Annotated in this window: 15 protein-coding genes; 13 read left to right on the forward strand and 2 right to left on the reverse strand. The window is 38.0% G+C overall.

Annotation, left to right across the window (positions count from 1 at the left end):
- Nucleotides 1-9: 9 nt before the first annotated feature.
- The 6 genes from leuB to clpX all read left to right on the forward strand — a co-directional run bounded on the left by leuB (nt 10) and on the right by clpX (nt 7,559).
- The gene (gene leuB / locus V7138_RS04645) at nt 10-1,122 is read left to right on the forward strand and encodes a 3-isopropylmalate dehydrogenase (RefSeq protein ID WP_335394584.1); all 1,113 of its coding nucleotides are present in this window, start codon (nt 10-12) and stop codon (nt 1,120-1,122) included.
- Nucleotides 1,123-1,221: 99 nt separating this feature from the next.
- On the forward strand, nt 1,222-2,649 hold the full coding sequence (leuC, locus tag V7138_RS04650; RefSeq protein WP_335394585.1) for a 3-isopropylmalate dehydratase large subunit: 1,428 nt from the start codon (nt 1,222-1,224) through the stop codon (nt 2,647-2,649).
- Between the two features lie 2 nt (nt 2,650-2,651).
- Nucleotides 2,652-3,239, forward strand: coding sequence for a 3-isopropylmalate dehydratase small subunit (gene leuD, locus V7138_RS04655; RefSeq protein WP_335394586.1), 588 nt, complete (start codon nt 2,652-2,654; stop codon nt 3,237-3,239).
- 132 nt (nt 3,240-3,371) lie between these two features.
- Complete coding sequence (locus tag V7138_RS04660; protein WP_335394587.1) at nt 3,372-4,397, forward strand: tetratricopeptide repeat protein; 1,026 nt, start codon at nt 3,372-3,374, stop codon at nt 4,395-4,397.
- Nucleotides 4,398-4,602: 205 nt separating this feature from the next.
- On the forward strand, nt 4,603-5,889 hold the full coding sequence (tig, locus tag V7138_RS04665) for a trigger factor (RefSeq protein ID WP_335394588.1): 1,287 nt from the start codon (nt 4,603-4,605) through the stop codon (nt 5,887-5,889).
- A gap of 407 nt (nt 5,890-6,296) precedes the next feature.
- The gene (gene clpX, locus V7138_RS04670; protein WP_335394589.1) at nt 6,297-7,559 is read left to right on the forward strand and encodes an ATP-dependent protease ATP-binding subunit ClpX; all 1,263 of its coding nucleotides are present in this window, start codon (nt 6,297-6,299) and stop codon (nt 7,557-7,559) included.
- A 39-nt stretch (nt 7,560-7,598) separates the two neighbouring features.
- Here the strand turns inward: clpX and V7138_RS04675 are convergent, their stop codons facing one another.
- Entirely contained in the window at nt 7,599-9,056 is a 1,458-nt protein-coding gene (locus V7138_RS04675; RefSeq protein WP_335394590.1) for a vWA domain-containing protein, read from the reverse strand.
- Between the two features lie 245 nt (nt 9,057-9,301).
- Here V7138_RS04675 and lonB point away from each other — a divergent pair, with 245 nt between their 5' ends.
- From lonB to V7138_RS04705, 6 genes are all read left to right on the forward strand, one after another.
- On the forward strand, nt 9,302-10,981 hold the full coding sequence (gene lonB, locus V7138_RS04680) for an ATP-dependent protease LonB (RefSeq protein WP_335394591.1): 1,680 nt from the start codon (nt 9,302-9,304) through the stop codon (nt 10,979-10,981).
- Between the two features lie 164 nt (nt 10,982-11,145).
- Nucleotides 11,146-13,470 carry an endopeptidase La gene (gene lon, locus V7138_RS04685; protein WP_335394592.1) on the forward strand — a complete coding sequence of 775 codons (2,325 nt, stop codon included), beginning with the start codon at nt 11,146-11,148 and terminating at the stop codon, nt 13,468-13,470.
- On the forward strand, nt 13,467-14,063 hold the full coding sequence (gene yihA / locus V7138_RS04690) for a ribosome biogenesis GTP-binding protein YihA/YsxC (protein WP_335394593.1): 597 nt from the start codon (nt 13,467-13,469) through the stop codon (nt 14,061-14,063). Before lon ends, yihA begins: the two co-directional genes overlap by 4 nt.
- Nucleotides 14,064-14,287: 224 nt before the next feature.
- Entirely contained in the window at nt 14,288-15,034 is a 747-nt protein-coding gene (locus V7138_RS04695; RefSeq protein ID WP_335394843.1) for a transporter substrate-binding domain-containing protein, read from the forward strand.
- Between the two features lie 65 nt (nt 15,035-15,099).
- Nucleotides 15,100-15,762 carry an amino acid ABC transporter permease gene (locus tag V7138_RS04700; protein WP_335394594.1) on the forward strand — a complete coding sequence of 221 codons (663 nt, stop codon included), beginning with the start codon at nt 15,100-15,102 and terminating at the stop codon, nt 15,760-15,762.
- A gap of 30 nt (nt 15,763-15,792) precedes the next feature.
- Entirely contained in the window at nt 15,793-16,515 is a 723-nt protein-coding gene (locus V7138_RS04705) for an amino acid ABC transporter ATP-binding protein (protein WP_438824316.1), read from the forward strand.
- Nucleotides 16,516-16,617: 102 nt separating this feature from the next.
- Here the strand turns inward: V7138_RS04705 and V7138_RS04710 are convergent, their stop codons facing one another.
- The gene (locus V7138_RS04710; protein WP_335394596.1) at nt 16,618-17,103 is read right to left on the reverse strand and encodes a LiaI-LiaF-like domain-containing protein; all 486 of its coding nucleotides are present in this window, start codon (nt 17,101-17,103) and stop codon (nt 16,618-16,620) included.
- Nucleotides 17,104-17,361: 258 nt separating this feature from the next.
- Between V7138_RS04710 and hemA the strand changes: the two genes are divergently transcribed.
- Nucleotides 17,362-18,714 carry a glutamyl-tRNA reductase gene (gene hemA / locus V7138_RS04715; RefSeq protein ID WP_335394597.1) on the forward strand — a complete coding sequence of 451 codons (1,353 nt, stop codon included), beginning with the start codon at nt 17,362-17,364 and terminating at the stop codon, nt 18,712-18,714.
- Nucleotides 18,715-18,719 lie beyond the last annotated feature (5 nt).

Genomic DNA, 18,719 nt, shown 5'->3' on the forward strand with positions numbered 1-18,719 from the left:
GGAGTCAGAATGAAGAAAAGTATTGCCGTACTTCGTGGTGATGGCGTAGGTAAAGAAGTAACTAAAGGGGCAATCGAAGTGTTGAAGGCTGTTGCCGAACAATACAATCATGAGTTTACATTTCAACACGCTTTAATAGGTGGTGTAGCTATAGACACCGAAGGTACTCCTCTGCCAGCGGAAACACTGGAAGTATGTAAACAAAGTGATGCGGTATTACTAGGGGCAGTTGGAGGTCCAAAATGGGATACAAACCCTCCACATTTACGCCCTGAAAAAGGATTATTACAAATTCGAAAAGCGTTGAATTTATATGCCAATGTAAGACCTGTAACTTGTTTTAATAGCTTGCTAGATGCCTCTCCACTTAAACAAGAAGTCATTGAAAATGCAGATTTTGTTATCGTTAGGGAGCTTACTGGTGGGCTTTACTTCGGAAAGCCAAGTGGAAGAACATTAGAAGATGGTGAGGAAGCTGCTGTCGACACTCTATCCTATAAACGTTCCGAAATGAAGCGTATCATTGAGAAAGCATTTGAAATGGCAATGTCAAGAAAGAAGAAGGTAACTTCTGTTGACAAAGCAAACGTATTGGAATCAAGCAGAATGTGGCGTGAGGTTGCTGAGGAAGTAGCTGTATCTTATCCAGATGTAGCGCTCGAGCATATGCTTGTGGATAACGCTGCGATGCAACTTATTCGGAATCCAAGGCAGTTTGATGTCATCGTCACTGAAAACATGTTTGGTGATATTTTAAGTGATGAAGCATCAATGCTAACGGGATCACTCGGAATGCTTCCATCAGCAAGTTTATCAACAGATGGACCAAGTCTATATGAACCAATCCATGGCTCAGCACCAGATATTGCCGGTAAGGATATTGCGAATCCAATCGCTACCATTTTATCAGCAGCCATGCTTTTACGTTTATCATTTGGATTAGATGAAGAAGCAAAAGCTGTAGAAAAAGCGGTAGATGAAGTGTTAGCAGCTGGATACCGGACTGCAGATATTGTGGATTCACAACAGGGAGCAATTTCAACAACTGAAATGGTGGAAAAAATCAAAGAGGCCTTAGTTGAGGACGGGGCAATTTCTAATATTATGTCTGCATATGCATAAATCTTCTTTCTTGAAATTGCATAGCAAGACCTACTAGACAGCTCGGTTTTATACCGAGCTTGTCTTTTCAAAAAAATGAAAAGGAGGATGGAGATACGAATGGCACCAAAAACAATTATTGAAAAAATATGGGATCAACACGTGATCAATCATGAAGAGGGGAAACCAAGTTTACTATACATTGACTTGCATCTTGTCCATGAAGTAACTTCTCCACAAGCCTTTGAAGGATTACGTTTAAAAAATAGAAAAGTAAGACGACCTGATTTGACTTTTGCAACAATGGACCATAACGTTCCTACTACAAGTGATCGCTTCCAAACAAAGGATGAAATTGCTGCAAAACAAATGAGTGCGTTAGAAAAAAACTGTAAGGAATTTAATGTTCCTTTAGCAGACCTTTACAGTCCTGAACAAGGGATTGTACACGTTATTGGACCTGAACTTGGCTTAACTCAACCAGGAAAAACGATTGTATGTGGAGATAGTCATACATCTACACATGGTGCATTTGGAGCCCTAGCATTTGGAATTGGGACAAGTGAGGTTGAACATGTTCTTGCAACCCAAACATTATGGCAACAAAAACCTAAAACGATGCAGGTCAATGTAGTTGGAACACTATCACCAGGTGTTTATGCAAAGGATGTTATTTTATCGATTATTCGAAAATTCGGAATTGATTTTGGAACAGGACATGTTATTGAATATACGGGTGAAGCGATTCGCAATATGTCGATGGAAGAAAGAATGACGATATGTAATATGTCCATTGAAGGTGGAGCAAAAGCTGGCTTAATTAGCCCAGACGAAACAACATTCTCATACTTAAATGGAAGAAAATATAGTCCAGCTGGCGCTGAATTCGATGCCGCTGTTGAAAGATGGAGGCAGCTTGCAACGGATGAAGGAGCAGTTTTCGATACTGTTCTAGAAATTCATGCGGATGAAATTTTACCAACTGTTACGTGGGGTACAAACCCATCCATGAGTGTGACAATTGATGATACCGTTCCATTCCCTGAGGATTTTAAAAGAGAAGTTGATCGAAGATCAGCAGAGCGTGCTTATGAGTATATGGAACTTGCTCCTGGAACACCCATTAACGAAATTGAAATTCAGCATGTCTTTATTGGTTCTTGTACAAACTCTCGCATTGGGGATTTACGTGAAGCGGCTGACATTATTCGGGGACAAAAAGTGTCTCCAAATGTTCGTGCATTAGTCGTGCCAGGCTCACAACAAGTTAAGTTACAAGCAGAAAAAGAAGGTCTTGCAGATGTATTCCGAGAAGCAGGCTTTGAATGGCGTGATGCTGGATGTAGCATGTGCTTAAGCATGAACCCTGACGTGGTACCTGCTGGTGAAAGATGTGCATCTACATCTAATCGTAATTTTGAAGGGCGACAAGGTAAGGGGGCTCGTACACACTTGGTGAGTCCGGCAATGGCAGCAGCAGCAGCAATCTATGGAAAATTCGTAGACGTACGTAAAATTCAAAAAGTAGCAACTGGAGAGGAGGCATAATCATGGAACCATTTGTTACACATACAGGCAAAGTTGCCGGAATGGATCGAAGTAATGTCGATACTGATCAAATTATTCCAAAGCAATTTTTAAAGAGTATTGAAAGAACGGGGTTTGGTAAATATGCCTTTTTTGATTGGCGCTTTGAAGCTGATGGAAGCCCAAATCCAAATTTTGAATTAAACCGTAAGGAAAACGAAGGGGCATCGATTCTAGTTGCGAATGAAAACTTTGGGTGTGGCTCTTCGCGTGAACACGCGCCATGGGCATTACAAGACTATGGATTTAAAGCAATCCTAGCTCCTTCTTTTGCGGATATCTTCTATAATAACTGTCTAAAGAACGGAATGCTTCCAATCGTGTTAGAAAAAAGCGTAATTGAGTATCTTTTAAAGGAAGCAAATGATGCTAGTTTTGAATGCACCATTTCTTTAGAAAATCAAACAATTGTTGATTCAAAAGGGTTCAAGACGGAGTTCTCCATTGACTCCCATTGGAAGGAAATGTTGATTAATGGTTGGGATGAAATTGATAAAACACTTTCCTATGAGCAGCAAATCAGAGAACACGAACTTAAAACAGCGAACTAAAAAGATAGACAAAGTCATTTTGACTTTGTCTATCTTTTTTGTATGATATCGAGACATTCTATTGTGTTCTCATTTTTACATTGGTAAACTTATAACTCAAGTAGAAAAATGATATTGGGGTTGGAAAACTCTATGGATAAACAGTCAAAAGGTAAGAAACAGGAAAAAATTATTCCTTTTCCTAAGCTTAAAGAAAGATTAATGGAAAAAGGATTAGAAGCTTTAACGAATAAGAAATTTAATGAGGCATTAACATTATTGAAACAGGCCAAGGAGCTTGAAAAAGGTAACCATGAGATAGAGTTAGGCATTGTAATTTGTCTTTTTGAATTAGGAGAATTAGAGCAAGCAAAAGAGAACTGTTTAGTCATGTTAAAAGAGGATGTCGGGGATTACTTTCACGTGCTGCAAATCTATGTGACGATCTTAATCCAGCTCGGACAATATGATGAGGTAAAAACAACAATTGAGGCTGTACTTGACGAAGATTCGGTTCCTCCTGCGTATTTGGACAATCTCACTCAGTTACTAGAACTAAGTAAACGAATGCTGGTTGTAGACGTGGCAGAAAAAGAATCTGATTACTCGAAAGAGGAAGCCAAGGATCGGATACAGAACATCTTATATAATGAAGGGTTGATTGGAAATCAAATAGCAACTATCCAATCCCTAAAGGAAGTAAATATAAGAAATTACCTTGATCTTCTCGTTCCATTTTTAGCTTTACCGGAGAAACACCCGATTATAAAAACAATGATCATTCAGCTACTCGTTACAAATTCGGTGGATCTCGAGATAGAGGTGGAGAAATTTGGTGAGACAATAAAGGTAAATCCCGCCAAGCTTGTCGATCCATCCATGTCTCCTTTTACTATCCAGGTTCTATCCATTTTAGAAAAACAACTGCAAAATGAAAATCCGACTCTTTACGAAACGGCAAAAGAGATTTGGCTGCAGCATCTTTTTGTACTCTATCCCTTTACATTGGAGGAGGAGGCTTCTGTTTATGCAGCAGCCTTACATTTATATAGTAGTGAGTTACATGGAATGGAGATCGAGAATCAAACACTCGAGCAACTATATAATGTCAGTTTGTTTGAACTAAAACACACCTTGTCTAAACTAGCAAAGGTTGAACACTTTTCTTATTTTGAGTAAAAGGATAGAAACTCTCATTTTATAATAGAGAGTATTTGGGTAAACTTTCTAACAATATAAAAATATTCTATATGTTGAAAGGTACCTATTCTATGTTATAATGTAATGGTTGTAAAATGCTAGTTTACCGACAAATGGTAACAGTTACCTAATTTACATATCGGAAAAAAATAGTTAACAAATAGATAGTTGGAGGGAAAGAATTATGTCCGCAAAGTGGGAAAAATTAGAAGGAAACCAAGGTGTCTTAACTGTAGAGGTGGATGCTGAAACATTTAACAAAGGGCTTGACGAAGCATTTAAAAAGGTAGTTAAACAAGTTAACGTACCTGGCTTCCGTAAAGGTAAAATGCCTCGTGGAATGTTTGAAAAGCGTTTTGGTGTTGAATCATTGTACCAAGATGCATTAGATATTATTCTTCCAGATGCATATGAAAGTGCAATCAAAGAAACTGGAATCGAGCCAGTTGACCGTCCAGAAGTTGATGTTGAACAAATTGAAAAAGGAAAAAACCTTATCTTCACTGCAAAAGTTACAGTTAAACCAGAAGTTAAACTTGGCGAATACAAAGGCTTAGAAGTTGAAAAGCTTGATGAAACAGTAACTGACGAAGAAGTTGATGCAGAAATCAAACAATTACAAGAGCGCAATGCAGAACTTGTTGTTAAAGAAGAAGGTACTGTAGAATATGGCGACACTGTTGTACTTGATTTCGAAGGTTTCGTTGATGGAGAAGCATTCGAAGGTGGAAAAGCTGAAAACTATTCACTCGAAATTGGTTCAGGCTCATTCATCCCAGGTTTTGAAGAGCAATTAATTGGAGTTGCTGCTGGAGCTGAAAAAGATGTGGAAGTTACATTCCCTGAAGAGTACCATGCTGAAGATTTAGCAGGTAAGCCAGCAACATTTAAAGTTAAAATTCACGAAATCAAAGGAAAAGAACTTCCCGAGTTAGATGATGAGTTTGCAAAAGACGTAGACGATGAAGTGGAAACATTAGATGAGTTAAAAGCTAAAACAAGAACTCGTTTAGAAGAAACAAAGAAGCGTGATGCTGAAAATAACCTTAAAGACATATTGATCGAAAAAGCATCTGAAAATGCAGAAATCGATATTCCAGAGGCTATGGTTAATACTGAATTAGACCGCATGGTTCGTGAATTTGAACAACGTTTACAAATGCAGGGTATGAACCTTGACCTATACTTCCAATTCTCAGGTCAAGATGAAAATGCATTACGTGAACAAATGAAAGAAGATGCTGGCAAACGTGTTCTTGTTAACTTAACATTAGAAGCAATTGCAAATGCTGAAAACATCGAGGTTTCTGAAGAAGAAATTAACGAAGAACTTCAAAACATGTCTACAATGTACGGAGTATCTGCTGAAGAACTTAAGCAAATGCTTGGTGGCGTAGATGGAGTTAAAGAAGATTTAAAAATAAGAAAAGCAATCGATTTTCTTGTAGAAAATAGCAAAAGTGTTGCATAATAATAAATAAGGGAATATCAAGGCGCGATATGATCGTGCCTTGTTTTATACCCAAAACATGGAAGTAGTACATACAATAGGCTGTTGGTAGTAGTTTTATTCTAATGAATATGGGAACACTTAAAAGGAGGGCAATGTTAACACGTTTCACTAGGCGTTTTCAATCAAACATACTTACATAATAAACATGAGAGTTATTTATTACCTATCTGAAGAAGAAATATGGTACAATGTGCAATACATAACGAATTAGAAATTTTCGAACCGATGGTATGGGGCCTAAGTTCAAACAAGACTGCCTAAAGATAAAGGTGTACGATAAATGTTGAGGAAGAGATTAGACGATTATCGGAGCCGAAAAAATTTTGGCTTATTGTAGAGAGAAGAAACAAATAAGGGGTGACAAGATGTTTAAATTTAACGATGAAAAAGGGCAACTTAAGTGTTCTTTTTGTGGCAAGACACAAGATCAAGTTCGCAAGTTAGTTGCTGGACCAGGCGTTTATATATGCGATGAATGTATCGAGTTATGTACTGAAATCGTTGAAGAGGAACTAGGTACAGAGGAAGAAGTTGAATTTAAAGATGTACCAAAACCAAAAGAAATAAGAGAGATTCTAGATGAATATGTTATAGGGCAAGACTCAGCAAAGAAATCCTTAGCTGTTGCCGTGTATAACCACTATAAGCGAATCAATTCAAACAGCAAAATAGATGATGTTGAATTGTCTAAGAGTAATATTTGTATGATTGGGCCTACCGGAAGTGGTAAAACATTGCTTGCTCAAACGTTGGCTCGTATTTTAAATGTACCATTTGCCATAGCTGATGCGACCTCATTAACTGAAGCTGGATATGTCGGTGAAGATGTAGAAAATATTCTCTTAAAGCTAATTCAAGCAGCTGATTATGATGTAGAAAAGGCTGAAAAGGGTATTATTTATATCGATGAAATCGATAAGGTGGCACGTAAATCAGAGAACCCATCGATTACAAGAGATGTTTCTGGTGAGGGTGTACAGCAAGCACTACTAAAAATTCTTGAAGGAACTGTGGCAAGCGTACCTCCTCAAGGTGGTAGAAAGCACCCACATCAAGAATTCATTCAAATTGATACGACAAATATTTTATTTATTGTTGGTGGAGCTTTTGATGGAATTGAACAAATCATTAAGCGTCGTCTTGGCAAGAAAGTAATCGGGTTTGGTTCTAACATTATCGAAGAAGATTTAGACCAAAAATCGTTACTATCTAGATCATTACCGGAAGATTTATTAAAGTTCGGATTAATTCCTGAATTTATCGGTCGTCTGCCAGTGATTGCAAGCCTTGAGCCGCTTGATGAAGATGCATTAGTTGAAATTTTAACAAAGCCTAAGAATGCCCTAGTGAAGCAATATCAAAAAATGCTTGAGTTAGATGAAGTTGAGTTAGATTTCGAAGAAGATGCCCTTATAGAAATTGCGAAAAAAGCAATTGAACGTAAGACAGGAGCTCGTGGTTTACGCTCCATTATTGAAGGTATTATGCTTGATGTAATGTTTGATCTTCCATCAAGAGATGATATTAAAAAATGTATTATTACTGCAGAAACTGTTACAAAAAATACATCACCAAAGCTTCTTTTGGATGATGGAACCATTGTTGAGAATACAGAAATCTCTGCTTAAAGTAAAAAATCCCGGGGTTAAAAACCTCGGGATTTTTTACTATTGTGAATTTCGTAATTCGTTCATACGTTGTGTCCAGTCATTTACTTTTTGTATGATTCGCTGACGTTCGGCCTCTGTTTTTTCATGGTTTTCAGTACTTAGTTGATTCTTTAATTCTGCACTTAGATTCCATTTTGCATCCACCGCTTTTAGTAAAGCATCATATGTTTCAGGACTAATCATGTTTTCGGAACGCATGAGTTGCATAGCAGAGATGAATCTACTTCGTTCATTGGTTGCTGCATAGTAAAAATTACTGGCTAATTTTGCTCTGTCCCTCATGGCATTATTCATTTGCCCCCAATGCTTGAGAAGGGAATTGGATTTACTCATGATTTCTTGAAACGAAGGTACCCATTTCTTTGTAATCGAATTATCTAACTCTTCAATTGTATTGGCAGAAAGATACTCCCCATTACCAGCACTTGCTACTTCTTTAAGCTGATTTTCACTCTCAGTATCTACATCGAACCCGATAATATTAACGGCTCGATTTGAGTTTTTCTCGGCGAAGGCTTTTGCTGTTCCTACAGGGTCACCATCACATGTTTCGATACCATCACTTATGATGTATAGTGTTACGTTATTGGATGAGTTTTCAGTTTTTTTATGTACAAAATCAATAGCGTTTGCGAGTGGTGTCCATCCCCTTGCCTGGACCGAATTTACTGCTTCTGAAAAGGCCTCGGGATTAAATTTTTGGAGCGGATATACATCCTCTATTTTTGAACAAGAAAGCTGTTTGTCTTTTTCCTGATTCGAACCTGTATGTCCGTATACAACAAGAGAAATCTCTTTTTCATTTCCTACAGTTGAGGCAAAACGGCTTGCTGCTTTCTTGGCAATGGACATTTTTTGCATTCCTTGAACTTTTCCATACATACTTCCACTTGCATCAAGTAAAATATAAACTTCGCTTGGAACCGAGTCTTTTTTTACCAGTTCGTTTTGCATGTCTTCTGGCTCTGGAAGATAGGGTTCATACCAATTAATACCAAACTCTTTAATTTCTGAAATCGAACGATTATACGCGTTGCTGCCAAGATAAAAATGGAGGGCTTTAAAAATATCGGTTGTGTCATTTGTTTCTGAAGTAAATGCTGCAAGTTTATTCGTTAACTCTTCTTCATAATTCCCTAGTCCAAATTCACCCCAAACTTGCTTTGTTTCTTCTTCAAAAGGAATATCTGATGTGAAAATTCCAGCTGGCTGCTCCTGAAACCCTTCTAAAGAATTGGGAATGATTATATTCCTTACTTGCTCGATTACATTTTCTGAATCCTTTTCTTCTGCCTGAGCGATTGTTTCCTTTTCCTTTACTGTAGCTGTTTTGGGTTCATTTTGATTAACTTCCTGTTCTTGTGATTGATCTAGTGACTTGGTCTCTTTTTCTGTACAGCCACTGACAATTAGTATCGATGCTAAAATAAGTACCAGTACCCACTTTTTGTTCATATTTTCACTCCTTTTATTCACACAATATATATCTTACAGATAATCAATATTTTTTAAATAGTTCAAATTAACTAGATGAATATGTATATTATGGATGAATTTGGTTTTTATCTAATAGGCTTTTCTTATACTAATACAAACAGTACGAAACGGCTGTTCAAAAATCCTTCAAATTTGGTTTATTCCGCCTTTACTCAGGAGATAATAGCAATAGAGAGTCTATCTTTGCGAGCAGGAGGAATAATATGAGTTGGACAGGTATTGTTTTATTCGTACAGCTATTTTTTGGAGTGATTATCGGGCTTTATTTTTGGAATCTCCTTAAAAACCAGCGAACTCAAAAGGTATCAATCGATAAAGAATCTAGAAAAGAAATGGAACAGCTTCGGAAAATGAGATCCATTTCCTTAACAGAACCTCTAGCTGAGCGGGTACGACCAACTAGTTTTTCAGATATCGTTGGCCAAGAGGATGGCATTAAGTCATTAAAGGCCGCACTATGTGGACCAAATCCCCAGCATGTCATCATTTATGGACCACCTGGAGTAGGAAAAACAGCAGCAGCACGACTAGTGATGGAGGAAGCAAAACGTAATGCAAAGTCTCCATTTAAACAATCGGCTGTTTTTGTAGAATTAGATGCAACAACTGCAAGATTTGATGAACGTGGAATTGCCGATCCTTTAATTGGTTCTGTTCATGATCCAATTTATCAAGGGGCAGGTGCGATGGGGCAAGCTGGTATTCCCCAGCCAAAACCCGGAGCTGTGACACATGCACATGGCGGAGTACTATTCATTGATGAAATTGGAGAGCTTCACCCGATTCAAATGAATAAAATGCTTAAGGTGTTAGAGGATCGTAAGGTATTTCTTGAAAGTGCTTATTACAGTGAGGAAAATACGCAAATCCCCACACATATACACGACATATTTAAAAATGGCTTACCAGCTGACTTTCGGATGATTGGTGCAACAACGAGAACACCAAATGAACTGCCACCTGCGATTCGATCACGTTGCCTTGAGGTGTTTTTCCGTGAATTGGATCAGGATGAATTAGCAATTGTAACAAGAAAGGCGCTTGAAAAAGTAGGTATGCAGGCATCGGAGAAAGGAATCGCGACACTTGCATCCTATGCACGCAATGGACGCGAGGTCGTCAACATGGTTCAAATCGCCGCAGGTATCGCGATTTCAGAGGATCGTGATTTTATTAAAGATGAAGATATTGAATGGGTGCTTCATTCCAGCCAGTTAACACCACGTTATGATAAAAAGATTTATCCAAGTGCAAGGGTGGGTCTTGTCAATGGATTGGCGGTATATGGTCCGAATACCGGGGCGCTGTTAGAAATTGAGGTAACAGTCATTCCTGCTAAAGATAAAGGAACGATTAATATAACAGGTATCGTGGAAGAAGAAAGTATTGGTGACCGCGGGAAATCTATTCGAAGAAAAAGTATGGCGAAAGGCTCGATTGAGAATGTCATTACGGTACTTCGTTCAATGGGAGTGCCAGCACATGATTATGATATTCATGTTAATTTCCCTGGCGGAATACCAATCGATGGACCATCTGCGGGAATTGCAATGGCTACAGGGATTTATTCGGCGATTCACAAGTTTCCAGTAGATCATAAGGTAGCCATGACAGGTGAAATCAGTATCCATGGAAATGTAAAACCTATTGGTGGAGTTGTGCCGAAAATAAAGGCAGCTAAACAAGCAGGAGCAAAAAAGGTAATTATTCCACAAGAGAATATGCAATCGATCTTAATGGAAATTGATGGGATTGAAATTATTCCGGTTACAAATCTTGAAGAGGTTTTTGAAATTGCAATCGAAACACCAGAACGCGGGAAGCAAGCCAAGCAAGCTATTATTCCAGCTTCTACAACATATTCAAAAACAGAGTCTGTCTAAAACCAATACAGTTTAAAATAGAAAGACTTCGACATACTAAAAAGGAGCGTCGGAGTCTTTTTTGTTTCGTTTTTTCAAAAAGAAAAATCCCTAAAATAGACACTAGCTTTCAAATAAGATAAAATTTACATTTAAGAACTATATTCAATTTTGAGGTGTTAGCAATGACAAGAAAAAAAGAAATCATTGTTCCTCTTTTACCACTTCGAGGATTGCTCGTCTATCCGACCATGGTTTTGCACCTAGATGTGGGCCGTGACAAATCGGTGCAAGCATTGGAAAAAGCAATGGTAGAAGACCATATCATTTTTTTAACAACCCAAAAAGATGTGGCAATTGACGATCCTACACAGGATGATATTTATAACATAGGAACATTAACACAAGTAAAACAAATGCTTAAGTTACCAAACGGAACGATACGTGTATTAGTTGAGGGACTTTACCGTGCGGAAATAAAAGAAGTCTATGACAACGACAGCCATTATTCAGTAAAAGTCAAAACATTTGAAGAAGACGAGACAAAAGATGTTGAAGCAGAAGCACTCATGCGTATGATGCTTGAGTATTTCGAACAATACATAAAGCTTTCAAAGAAAATATCAACCGAAACATACACTTCTGTAACAGATATTGAAGAGCCAGGAAGAATGGCAGATATCATTGCCTCTCATATTCCTCTTAAACTTCAAGAAAAGCAGGACATTCTTGAAACGATTGATGTTCGTGAGAGAATGAATAAAGTAATTACAATCATTAATAATGAAAAGGAAGTCTTAAGTCTCGAGAAGAAAATTGGTCAACGTGTAAAGCGTTCGATGGAAAGAACCCAAAAAGAATACTATCTTCGTGAGCAAATGAAGGCCATTCAAAAGGAATTGGGAGATAAAGAAGGCAAGACGGGTGAAGTGACCTCTCTCAAGGAAAAAATTGAAGCAGCAGGAATGCCTGAGCATGTTAAGGAAGTTGCATTAAAGGAACTTGATCGATACGAAAAAATTCCGCAAACTTCTGCTGAAAGTGCAGTAATTCGTAATTATATTGAATGGCTGTTAGCATTGCCATGGACAAAAGCAACGGAAGATCGTCTAGATATTCATCGTGCGGAAGAAATCCTTGAAAAAGACCATTTTGGACTTGAGAAGGTGAAAGAAAGGGTCCTTGAATACTTAGCGGTCCAACAGTTAACTAATTCCTTAAAGGGTCCTATTCTATGTTTAGCTGGTCCTCCCGGAGTCGGTAAAACCTCTTTGGCTAAATCTGTGGCCAAATCACTTGGACGAAATTTCGTACGAATTTCGCTTGGAGGAGTTCGGGACGAATCTGAAATTAGAGGACATCGTAGAACATATGTCGGAGCAATGCCTGGTCGTATCATCCAAGGGATGAAAAAAGCAGGAACTATAAATCCAGTCTTCTTATTAGATGAAATTGATAAAATGTCGAGTGATTTTAGAGGAGATCCTTCAGCTGCAATGCTTGAAGTATTAGACCCTGAACAAAACTTCAACTTCAGTGACCATTTTATTGAAGAGCCTTATGATTTATCAAAGGTTATGTTTATTGCAACGGCGAATAATTTGGCTACAATCCCTGGACCGCTTCGTGACCGCATGGAAATTATCACGATTGCTGGTTATACCGAGCTTGAAAAGGTTCATATTGCAAAAGATCACTTATTGCCAAAGCAGCTTAAAGAGCATGGTTTAACGAAAGGTAAATTGCAAATACGTGAGGATGCCCTATTGAACATCATTCGTTATTACACGAGGGAAGCGGGGGTTCGCGGACTGGAGCGACAAATTGCGAAAGTCTGTCGTAAGGTTGCAAAAATTATTGTATCTGGTGAAAAGAAGCGCGTTATCATAACCGATAAAAATGTTGTAGAATTTTTAGGCAAACAGGTATTCCGCTATGGTCAAGCGGAACTCGAGGATCAAGTGGGTGTCGCTACTGGGCTTGCTTATACTGTGTTCGGTGGGGATACACTATCTATTGAGGTTTCCTTAGCACCAGGTAAAGGAAAGCTTGTTCTTACAGGTAAGCTTGGGGATGTGATGAAGGAATCTGCGCAAGCAGCATTTAGTTACATTCGTTCTAAAGCTGAAGAGTTGAAAATAGATGCGAATTTTAATGAGAAGAATGATATCCATATTCACGTTCCGGAAGGTGCTGTACCAAAGGATGGTCCTTCTGCAGGGATTACAATTGCAACGGCTCTAATATCTGCTTTAACCGGAAGAGCTGTTCGCAAGGAAGTAGGGATGACTGGTGAGATTACGTTAAGAGGACGTGTTCTGCCTATTGGTGGTTTGAAGGAAAAATCACTAAGTGCCCATCGTGCAGGATTAACAAAGATCCTATTCCCTAAGGAAAACGAAAAGGATCTTGAGGATATCCCCGAAAGTGTAAGAGAAGATGTTGAATTTGTTCCGGTTTCACATCTGGATGAAGTCCTAAAACATGCGTTAGTCGAGGAGAAAAAATGAAAGTAACAAGTGCAAATATCGTTATCAGTGCTGTTAGACCGGATCAGTATCCTGAAGGGGATTTACCTGAATTTGCACTGGCAGGACGTTCGAATGTAGGAAAATCATCGTTTATTAATAAAATGATTAATCGTAAAGCATTGGCTAGGACATCATCAAAGCCTGGTAAAACGCAAACATTAAATTTTTTCATCATAAATGAGTTATTGTATTTTGTCGATGTTCCCGGCTATGGGTATGCGAAGGTATCTAAAAAAGAAAGAGAAGCATGGGGGAAAATGATTGAGACGTATTTAACAAAGCGAGAACAGCTTAAAGCAGTCGTTCTCATTGTTGATTTACGACATCCCCCAACTAATGATGATGTGCTTATGTATGATTTTGCAAAGCACTATGAAATACCAGTTGTTGTGATTGCAACAAAGGCTGATAAGATTCCAAAAGGAAAATGGGATAAACATTTAAAGGTAGTTCGAGAAACATTGGAACTTGAGCCAGGTGATCACCTCATCAAGTTTTCGTCAGAAACGGGTTTAGGGAAGGACGAAGCCTGGTCAGTCTTACAATCGTATATGAACGGAGAAAACAGCTAAAGCATCTGCTTTGGCTGTTTTTTTTGAGGAATTTTAGGAAATTATGAAAAATTAGAGTGTTTCAAGGGTGATTTTACCGATTTGGTTATATACGAAGGGTTGGACTAATAAAGATATAAGGAATGATAGGTATTCTCTACTAAAAATTCGTCATGATTTTTAGTAGGAATCAATAAGGGGGAAGAAGTGTGAAGCAGAGATTTATTCCTTTTTTCGTTTTGCTTATGGTTATTGCTATCTTGGGCGCTTGTGGCAGTGAGAAATCATCTTCAAATGGGATGTCATTGGTGGAGGACGGAAAATTTACATTTGCTTCATCAGGTGAGTATAATCCATTTAGTGTAACAGATGGTAATGGGGTTATGACTGGCTTCGATATTGATGTGGCAGAAGCAATTGCTAAGGAGCTTGGTTTAGAACCAGAGCAAAAGAGATTTAAGTTTAACAGTATTGTTGAGGGTGTAAAGACTGGTCGGTTTGATGCTGCAGTTGCGAGCCATACGATAACGGAAGAACGAGCAGAGCATGTCAACTTTTCTACACCTTATTATTATTCGGGACCGCAAATTTTTGTTAGACCGGATAGTGATATTCAGAGCCTAGAAGATCTGAAGGATTTGGAAATTGCCGTTTCTAAGGGCTCTACCTATGCAAAAATTGCTGAAGAAGTAACTGGGAATGTGGTTCAATATGACAGTGATGTAACGGCTTTAGAAGCATTGGCAATTGTAAAACACGATGCGGTTATTACAGATTTCTTAACTGGAAAAGAAGCGATGGGCAATGGTGTAGAAATTGTAGGTAAAGACATTCTCGGTTTGAGTGAGCAAGCCATTGCAGTCGCAAAGGATAATGATGAATTATTGAAAAAGGTAAATGAAGCCCTAAAAAAACTTAGAGAAGATGGGACCTTGAAGGAAATAAGTGAAAAATACTTCAAAGAAGACATAACGACTAATCCAGAAGAATAAAACATCATTGAAACGAATGTGTTTTTCTACGCATTCGTTTCTTTTTCTAAAGGAGTTGAGTGAAATTGCCTGAATTAAGTCATATCATCGAGCAGTTGATTGAATCCTACCCCGTGTTTTTAAAGGGGATGCTTCTTACACTACAAGTAACGATTGTTGCGATTTTAATCGCAGTTTTTATCGGGCTGTTTTTTGCATTCTTAAAAATATCCGGGAAAACCATCTTAGTTAAACTAGCTGATTTGTATATTTATCTAGTAAGAGGGACACCACTAGTTGTTCAAATTTTTGTCTTTTATTTTGGCTTATCTGCTTTAGATATATCCATGTTTTGGTCTGTAACGTTAGGGTTGGCCTTTCATAATGGTGCATATATTGCTGAAATTTTTCGAGGCGCGATACAATCAATTGATAGTGGTCAAATGGAGGCAGGGCAGTCTTTGGGAATGAGCAGAATCTTAACGATGAGAAGAATCATCCTTCCTCAAGCATTTCGGAGAGCATTACCCCCACTTGGAAATCAATTTATCATCGGATTGAAGGACTCATCACTAGCAGCCTTTATTGGCTTAAATGAACTTTTCAATGTTTCGACAACTCTAGGCTCTAATAACTTTGATTACATGACCTATTTGCTAATTGTCGCGATCTATTATTTAATCCTTGTTCTGCTCTTTACTATTTTAGTTGGAATGCTTGAGAAAAAGCTGGCAGCTAGCGACAAATAAGGACGGTGAAAAAAGATGGGAAAGAAGGAAATGATAAAGGTTGTAGATCTAAATAAATCATTTGGTGACTTACATGTGCTAAAAGATATAAACATGGTTGTGAAAGAAAGTGAAGTAGTTTGTTTAATTGGAGCTAGTGGTTCTGGTAAAAGTACATTGCTTCGTTGTTTGAACTTTTTAGAAATAAAGGAAAGTGGAGAAATTAGGATTAGGGACGAAAAAATTGAGCCTAAAAGCCATAATCTAACTGAAATTCGCCAAAAAGTTGGAATGGTCTTTCAGCATTTTAATCTATTTCCTCATATGACAGTCCTTGATAATGTTATAGAAGCCCCCACACAGGTTAAGAAGATTTCAAAACAAGAGGCAATTGAGCAGGCGAAGGAGCTTCTTGGAAAGGTAGGATTGGCTGATAAGGTGAATGTGTATCCTTCTAAATTATCAGGTGGGCAAAAGCAACGTGTTGCAATCGCAAGGGCATTGGCGATGAAACCTGAAATCATGTTATTCGATGAACCTACATCAGCGCTTGACCCAGAGTTGGTTGGCGAGGTACTCAATACGATGAAGCAATTAGCGAATGAAGGAATGACGATGGTTGTTGTCACCCATGAAATGGGGTTTGCAAAAGAAGTTGCAGACCGTGTCATATACATGCATGATGGAAAAATAGTCGAGGAGGGAAGTCCAAAGGACATTTTTGAGAATCCAAAAGAACAACGAACAAAAGATTTTCTGAACTCCATTTTATAAGGAGTAACAGGTATCTCAAAGAGCTTCCTTTGGGATACCTTTTTTTATGAAAAATACCCGCGAAGATATTCAATTCGTGGGTATGATCGCTTTTGGTATAATTTACTTTTTCTTAATGAATAATAAATAAAAGCCGATTCCAACAAGGAGAAGGGGCCAGTAGTCCAAAATGAAAGATAACCCACCTTCTAAGAATCCTAACCAGCTAATAAATCGACTGTAATTGAGGAACAAGAGCGAAATAAGTAAGAGAACGACACTGTGGAAAAGTCCATTTTTAGTCTTAAAATATGTAAACAGCATTCCAAGGCCAACTATGAACAATAACATACCTGGCTGTTTGGGCCAAAAGGTAAGTTGATTGATACTATGAAAATGGAATCCAAAGCCTACTAAGATAAAACCAGGTAAGATGTTACTTGGCTGTTTTTCAACATATCCTTGTACAAGAAAAGCAATCCCGACAATGATCATGAGTGTTTGCCATGAATAGAAGTTAGTAAATACTGGTATGCCCAATTGTTGGAGCAAAAGATAGCAACCAATCCCAACAAGGATGATACCAGAAAAGAGATTATTTTTTTTCATATAGTCCCCCATGCTAGTTACTTGATTTGATCATGCTTTTTTGTTAATGTAACGATTGAAGTCAAAATGTCTTATATATAAGTATAAACGCAATTATAGCTTAATTTTATATGTTTATTTTATTATAAAATCATCTTAGCATAGGTTGTCAAAAACTGTTCACACATTTTTCGACAATCGTTCACATCGGACATGGTATAATAGTAGTAGTTTTTTGGACGTAATCCATTTCATTATTAAAAGTTGGGGTGAGAGATTATGCATACAATTATGGTCGGACTAAACTATAGAACAGCCCCTGTCGAAATACGTGAAAAATTAACCTTTGATTCAGAAAGCATTGTACAAGCAATGAAAGAATTGAAAGGGAAAAAAAGTATTTTAGAAAACGTAATTGTTTCAACATGTAACCGGACAGAAATATATGCTGTTGTCGACCAACTGCATACAGGACGCTACTATATTAAAGATTTTCTATCACAGTGGTTTGGGATTGATAAAGAGGAGTTTACTCCTTATTTAAACATTTTTGAAAATGAAGGTGCCGTAAATCATCTGTTCCATGTTACATGTGGTTTAAATTCAATGGTGGTTGGGGAAACACAAATCCTTGGACAAGTACGTTCAAGCTTTTTATCTGCACAAGATCAAGGTACTTCAGGTACTGTTTTTAACCATCTATTTAAACAATCCATTACATTAGCAAAACGTGCACATTCTGAAACGGAAATTGGTTCAAACGCTGTTTCAGTGAGTTATGCTGCCGTCGAACTAGCGAAGAAGATTTTTGGTGATCTTTCGAATAAAAATGTACTCATCTTTGGTGCTGGAAAGATGGGCGAACTGGCTGTTCAAAACCTACATGGTTCAGGTGTAGGGAAAGTAACAGTCATGAATCGTACCTATGAAAAAGCCCAAAGCCTTGCTGACAAGTTCCAAGGAGAAGCAAGAGCAATTGAGGAATTACAATGTGCCTTAGTTGATGCTGATATCATGATTAGTTCAACTGGTGCAAAAGGCTATGTCATCACGAAAGAAATGATGCAAGACGTCGAACGGATGAGAAAGGGTCGTCCTTTATTTATGGTGGATATTGCTGTACCAAGAGACTTGGACCCAGGACTTGCCGATTTAGAAAGCGTCTTTTTATATGATATTGATGATTTAGAAGGAATCGTGGAGGCAAATCTTCAGGAGCGTAAAATAGCTGCTGAAGAAATTGAACTCATGATTGAAAATGAAATTATTGAATTTAAAAATTGGTTGAATACTTTAGGTGTGGTTCCAGTTATTTCAGCACTACGAAATAAGGCTTTAGCCATTCAGGCTGAAACAATGGAAAGCATTGAGCGCAAAATGCCTAATCTTACTGAGCGCGAGAGAAAAGTATTGAACAAACATACGAAAAGTATTATTAATCAGCTATTGCGGGACCCTATTTTACAAGTAAAGGAACTTGCTGCGCAGCCAAATGCAGATGAATCTTTAGCATTATTTATGAAGATTTTTGATATCGAGGAAGCAGTTGTTTCTGAGTATGGGATGCAAAAGGAAAAAAGTAATATGAATGTCGTAGCAGCCAATAGACAGCAGCCTTCTCTACAGTCATAATGAGG

The sequence above is a fragment of the Bacillus sp. JJ1533 genome (assembly GCF_036965045.1).
GTDB lineage: Bacteria > Bacillota > Bacilli > Bacillales > Bacillaceae_L > Ferdinandcohnia.

What these genes read in the sequence shown, in the direction of transcription:
- leuB (WP_335394584.1), top strand. Translation starts at nt 10, where the DNA reads ATGAAGAAAAGTATTGCCGTACTTCGTGGTGATGGCGTAGGTAAAGAA.
- leuC (WP_335394585.1), top strand. Translation starts at nt 1,222, where the DNA reads ATGGCACCAAAAACAATTATTGAAAAAATATGGGATCAACACGTGATC.
- leuD (WP_335394586.1), top strand. Translation starts at nt 2,652, where the DNA reads ATGGAACCATTTGTTACACATACAGGCAAAGTTGCCGGAATGGATCGA.
- V7138_RS04660 (WP_335394587.1), top strand. Translation starts at nt 3,372, where the DNA reads ATGGATAAACAGTCAAAAGGTAAGAAACAGGAAAAAATTATTCCTTTT.
- tig (WP_335394588.1), top strand. Translation starts at nt 4,603, where the DNA reads ATGTCCGCAAAGTGGGAAAAATTAGAAGGAAACCAAGGTGTCTTAACT.
- clpX (WP_335394589.1), top strand. Translation starts at nt 6,297, where the DNA reads ATGTTTAAATTTAACGATGAAAAAGGGCAACTTAAGTGTTCTTTTTGT.
- V7138_RS04675 (WP_335394590.1), bottom strand. Translation starts at nt 9,056, where the DNA reads ATGAACAAAAAGTGGGTACTGGTACTTATTTTAGCATCGATACTAATT.
- lonB (WP_335394591.1), top strand. Translation starts at nt 9,302, where the DNA reads ATGAGTTGGACAGGTATTGTTTTATTCGTACAGCTATTTTTTGGAGTG.
- lon (WP_335394592.1), top strand. Translation starts at nt 11,146, where the DNA reads ATGACAAGAAAAAAAGAAATCATTGTTCCTCTTTTACCACTTCGAGGA.
- yihA (WP_335394593.1), top strand. Translation starts at nt 13,467, where the DNA reads ATGAAAGTAACAAGTGCAAATATCGTTATCAGTGCTGTTAGACCGGAT.
- V7138_RS04695 (WP_335394843.1), top strand. Translation starts at nt 14,288, where the DNA reads ATGGTTATTGCTATCTTGGGCGCTTGTGGCAGTGAGAAATCATCTTCA.
- V7138_RS04705 (WP_438824316.1), top strand. Translation starts at nt 15,793, where the DNA reads ATGATAAAGGTTGTAGATCTAAATAAATCATTTGGTGACTTACATGTG.
- V7138_RS04710 (WP_335394596.1), bottom strand. Translation starts at nt 17,103, where the DNA reads ATGAAAAAAAATAATCTCTTTTCTGGTATCATCCTTGTTGGGATTGGT.
- hemA (WP_335394597.1), top strand. Translation starts at nt 17,362, where the DNA reads ATGCATACAATTATGGTCGGACTAAACTATAGAACAGCCCCTGTCGAA.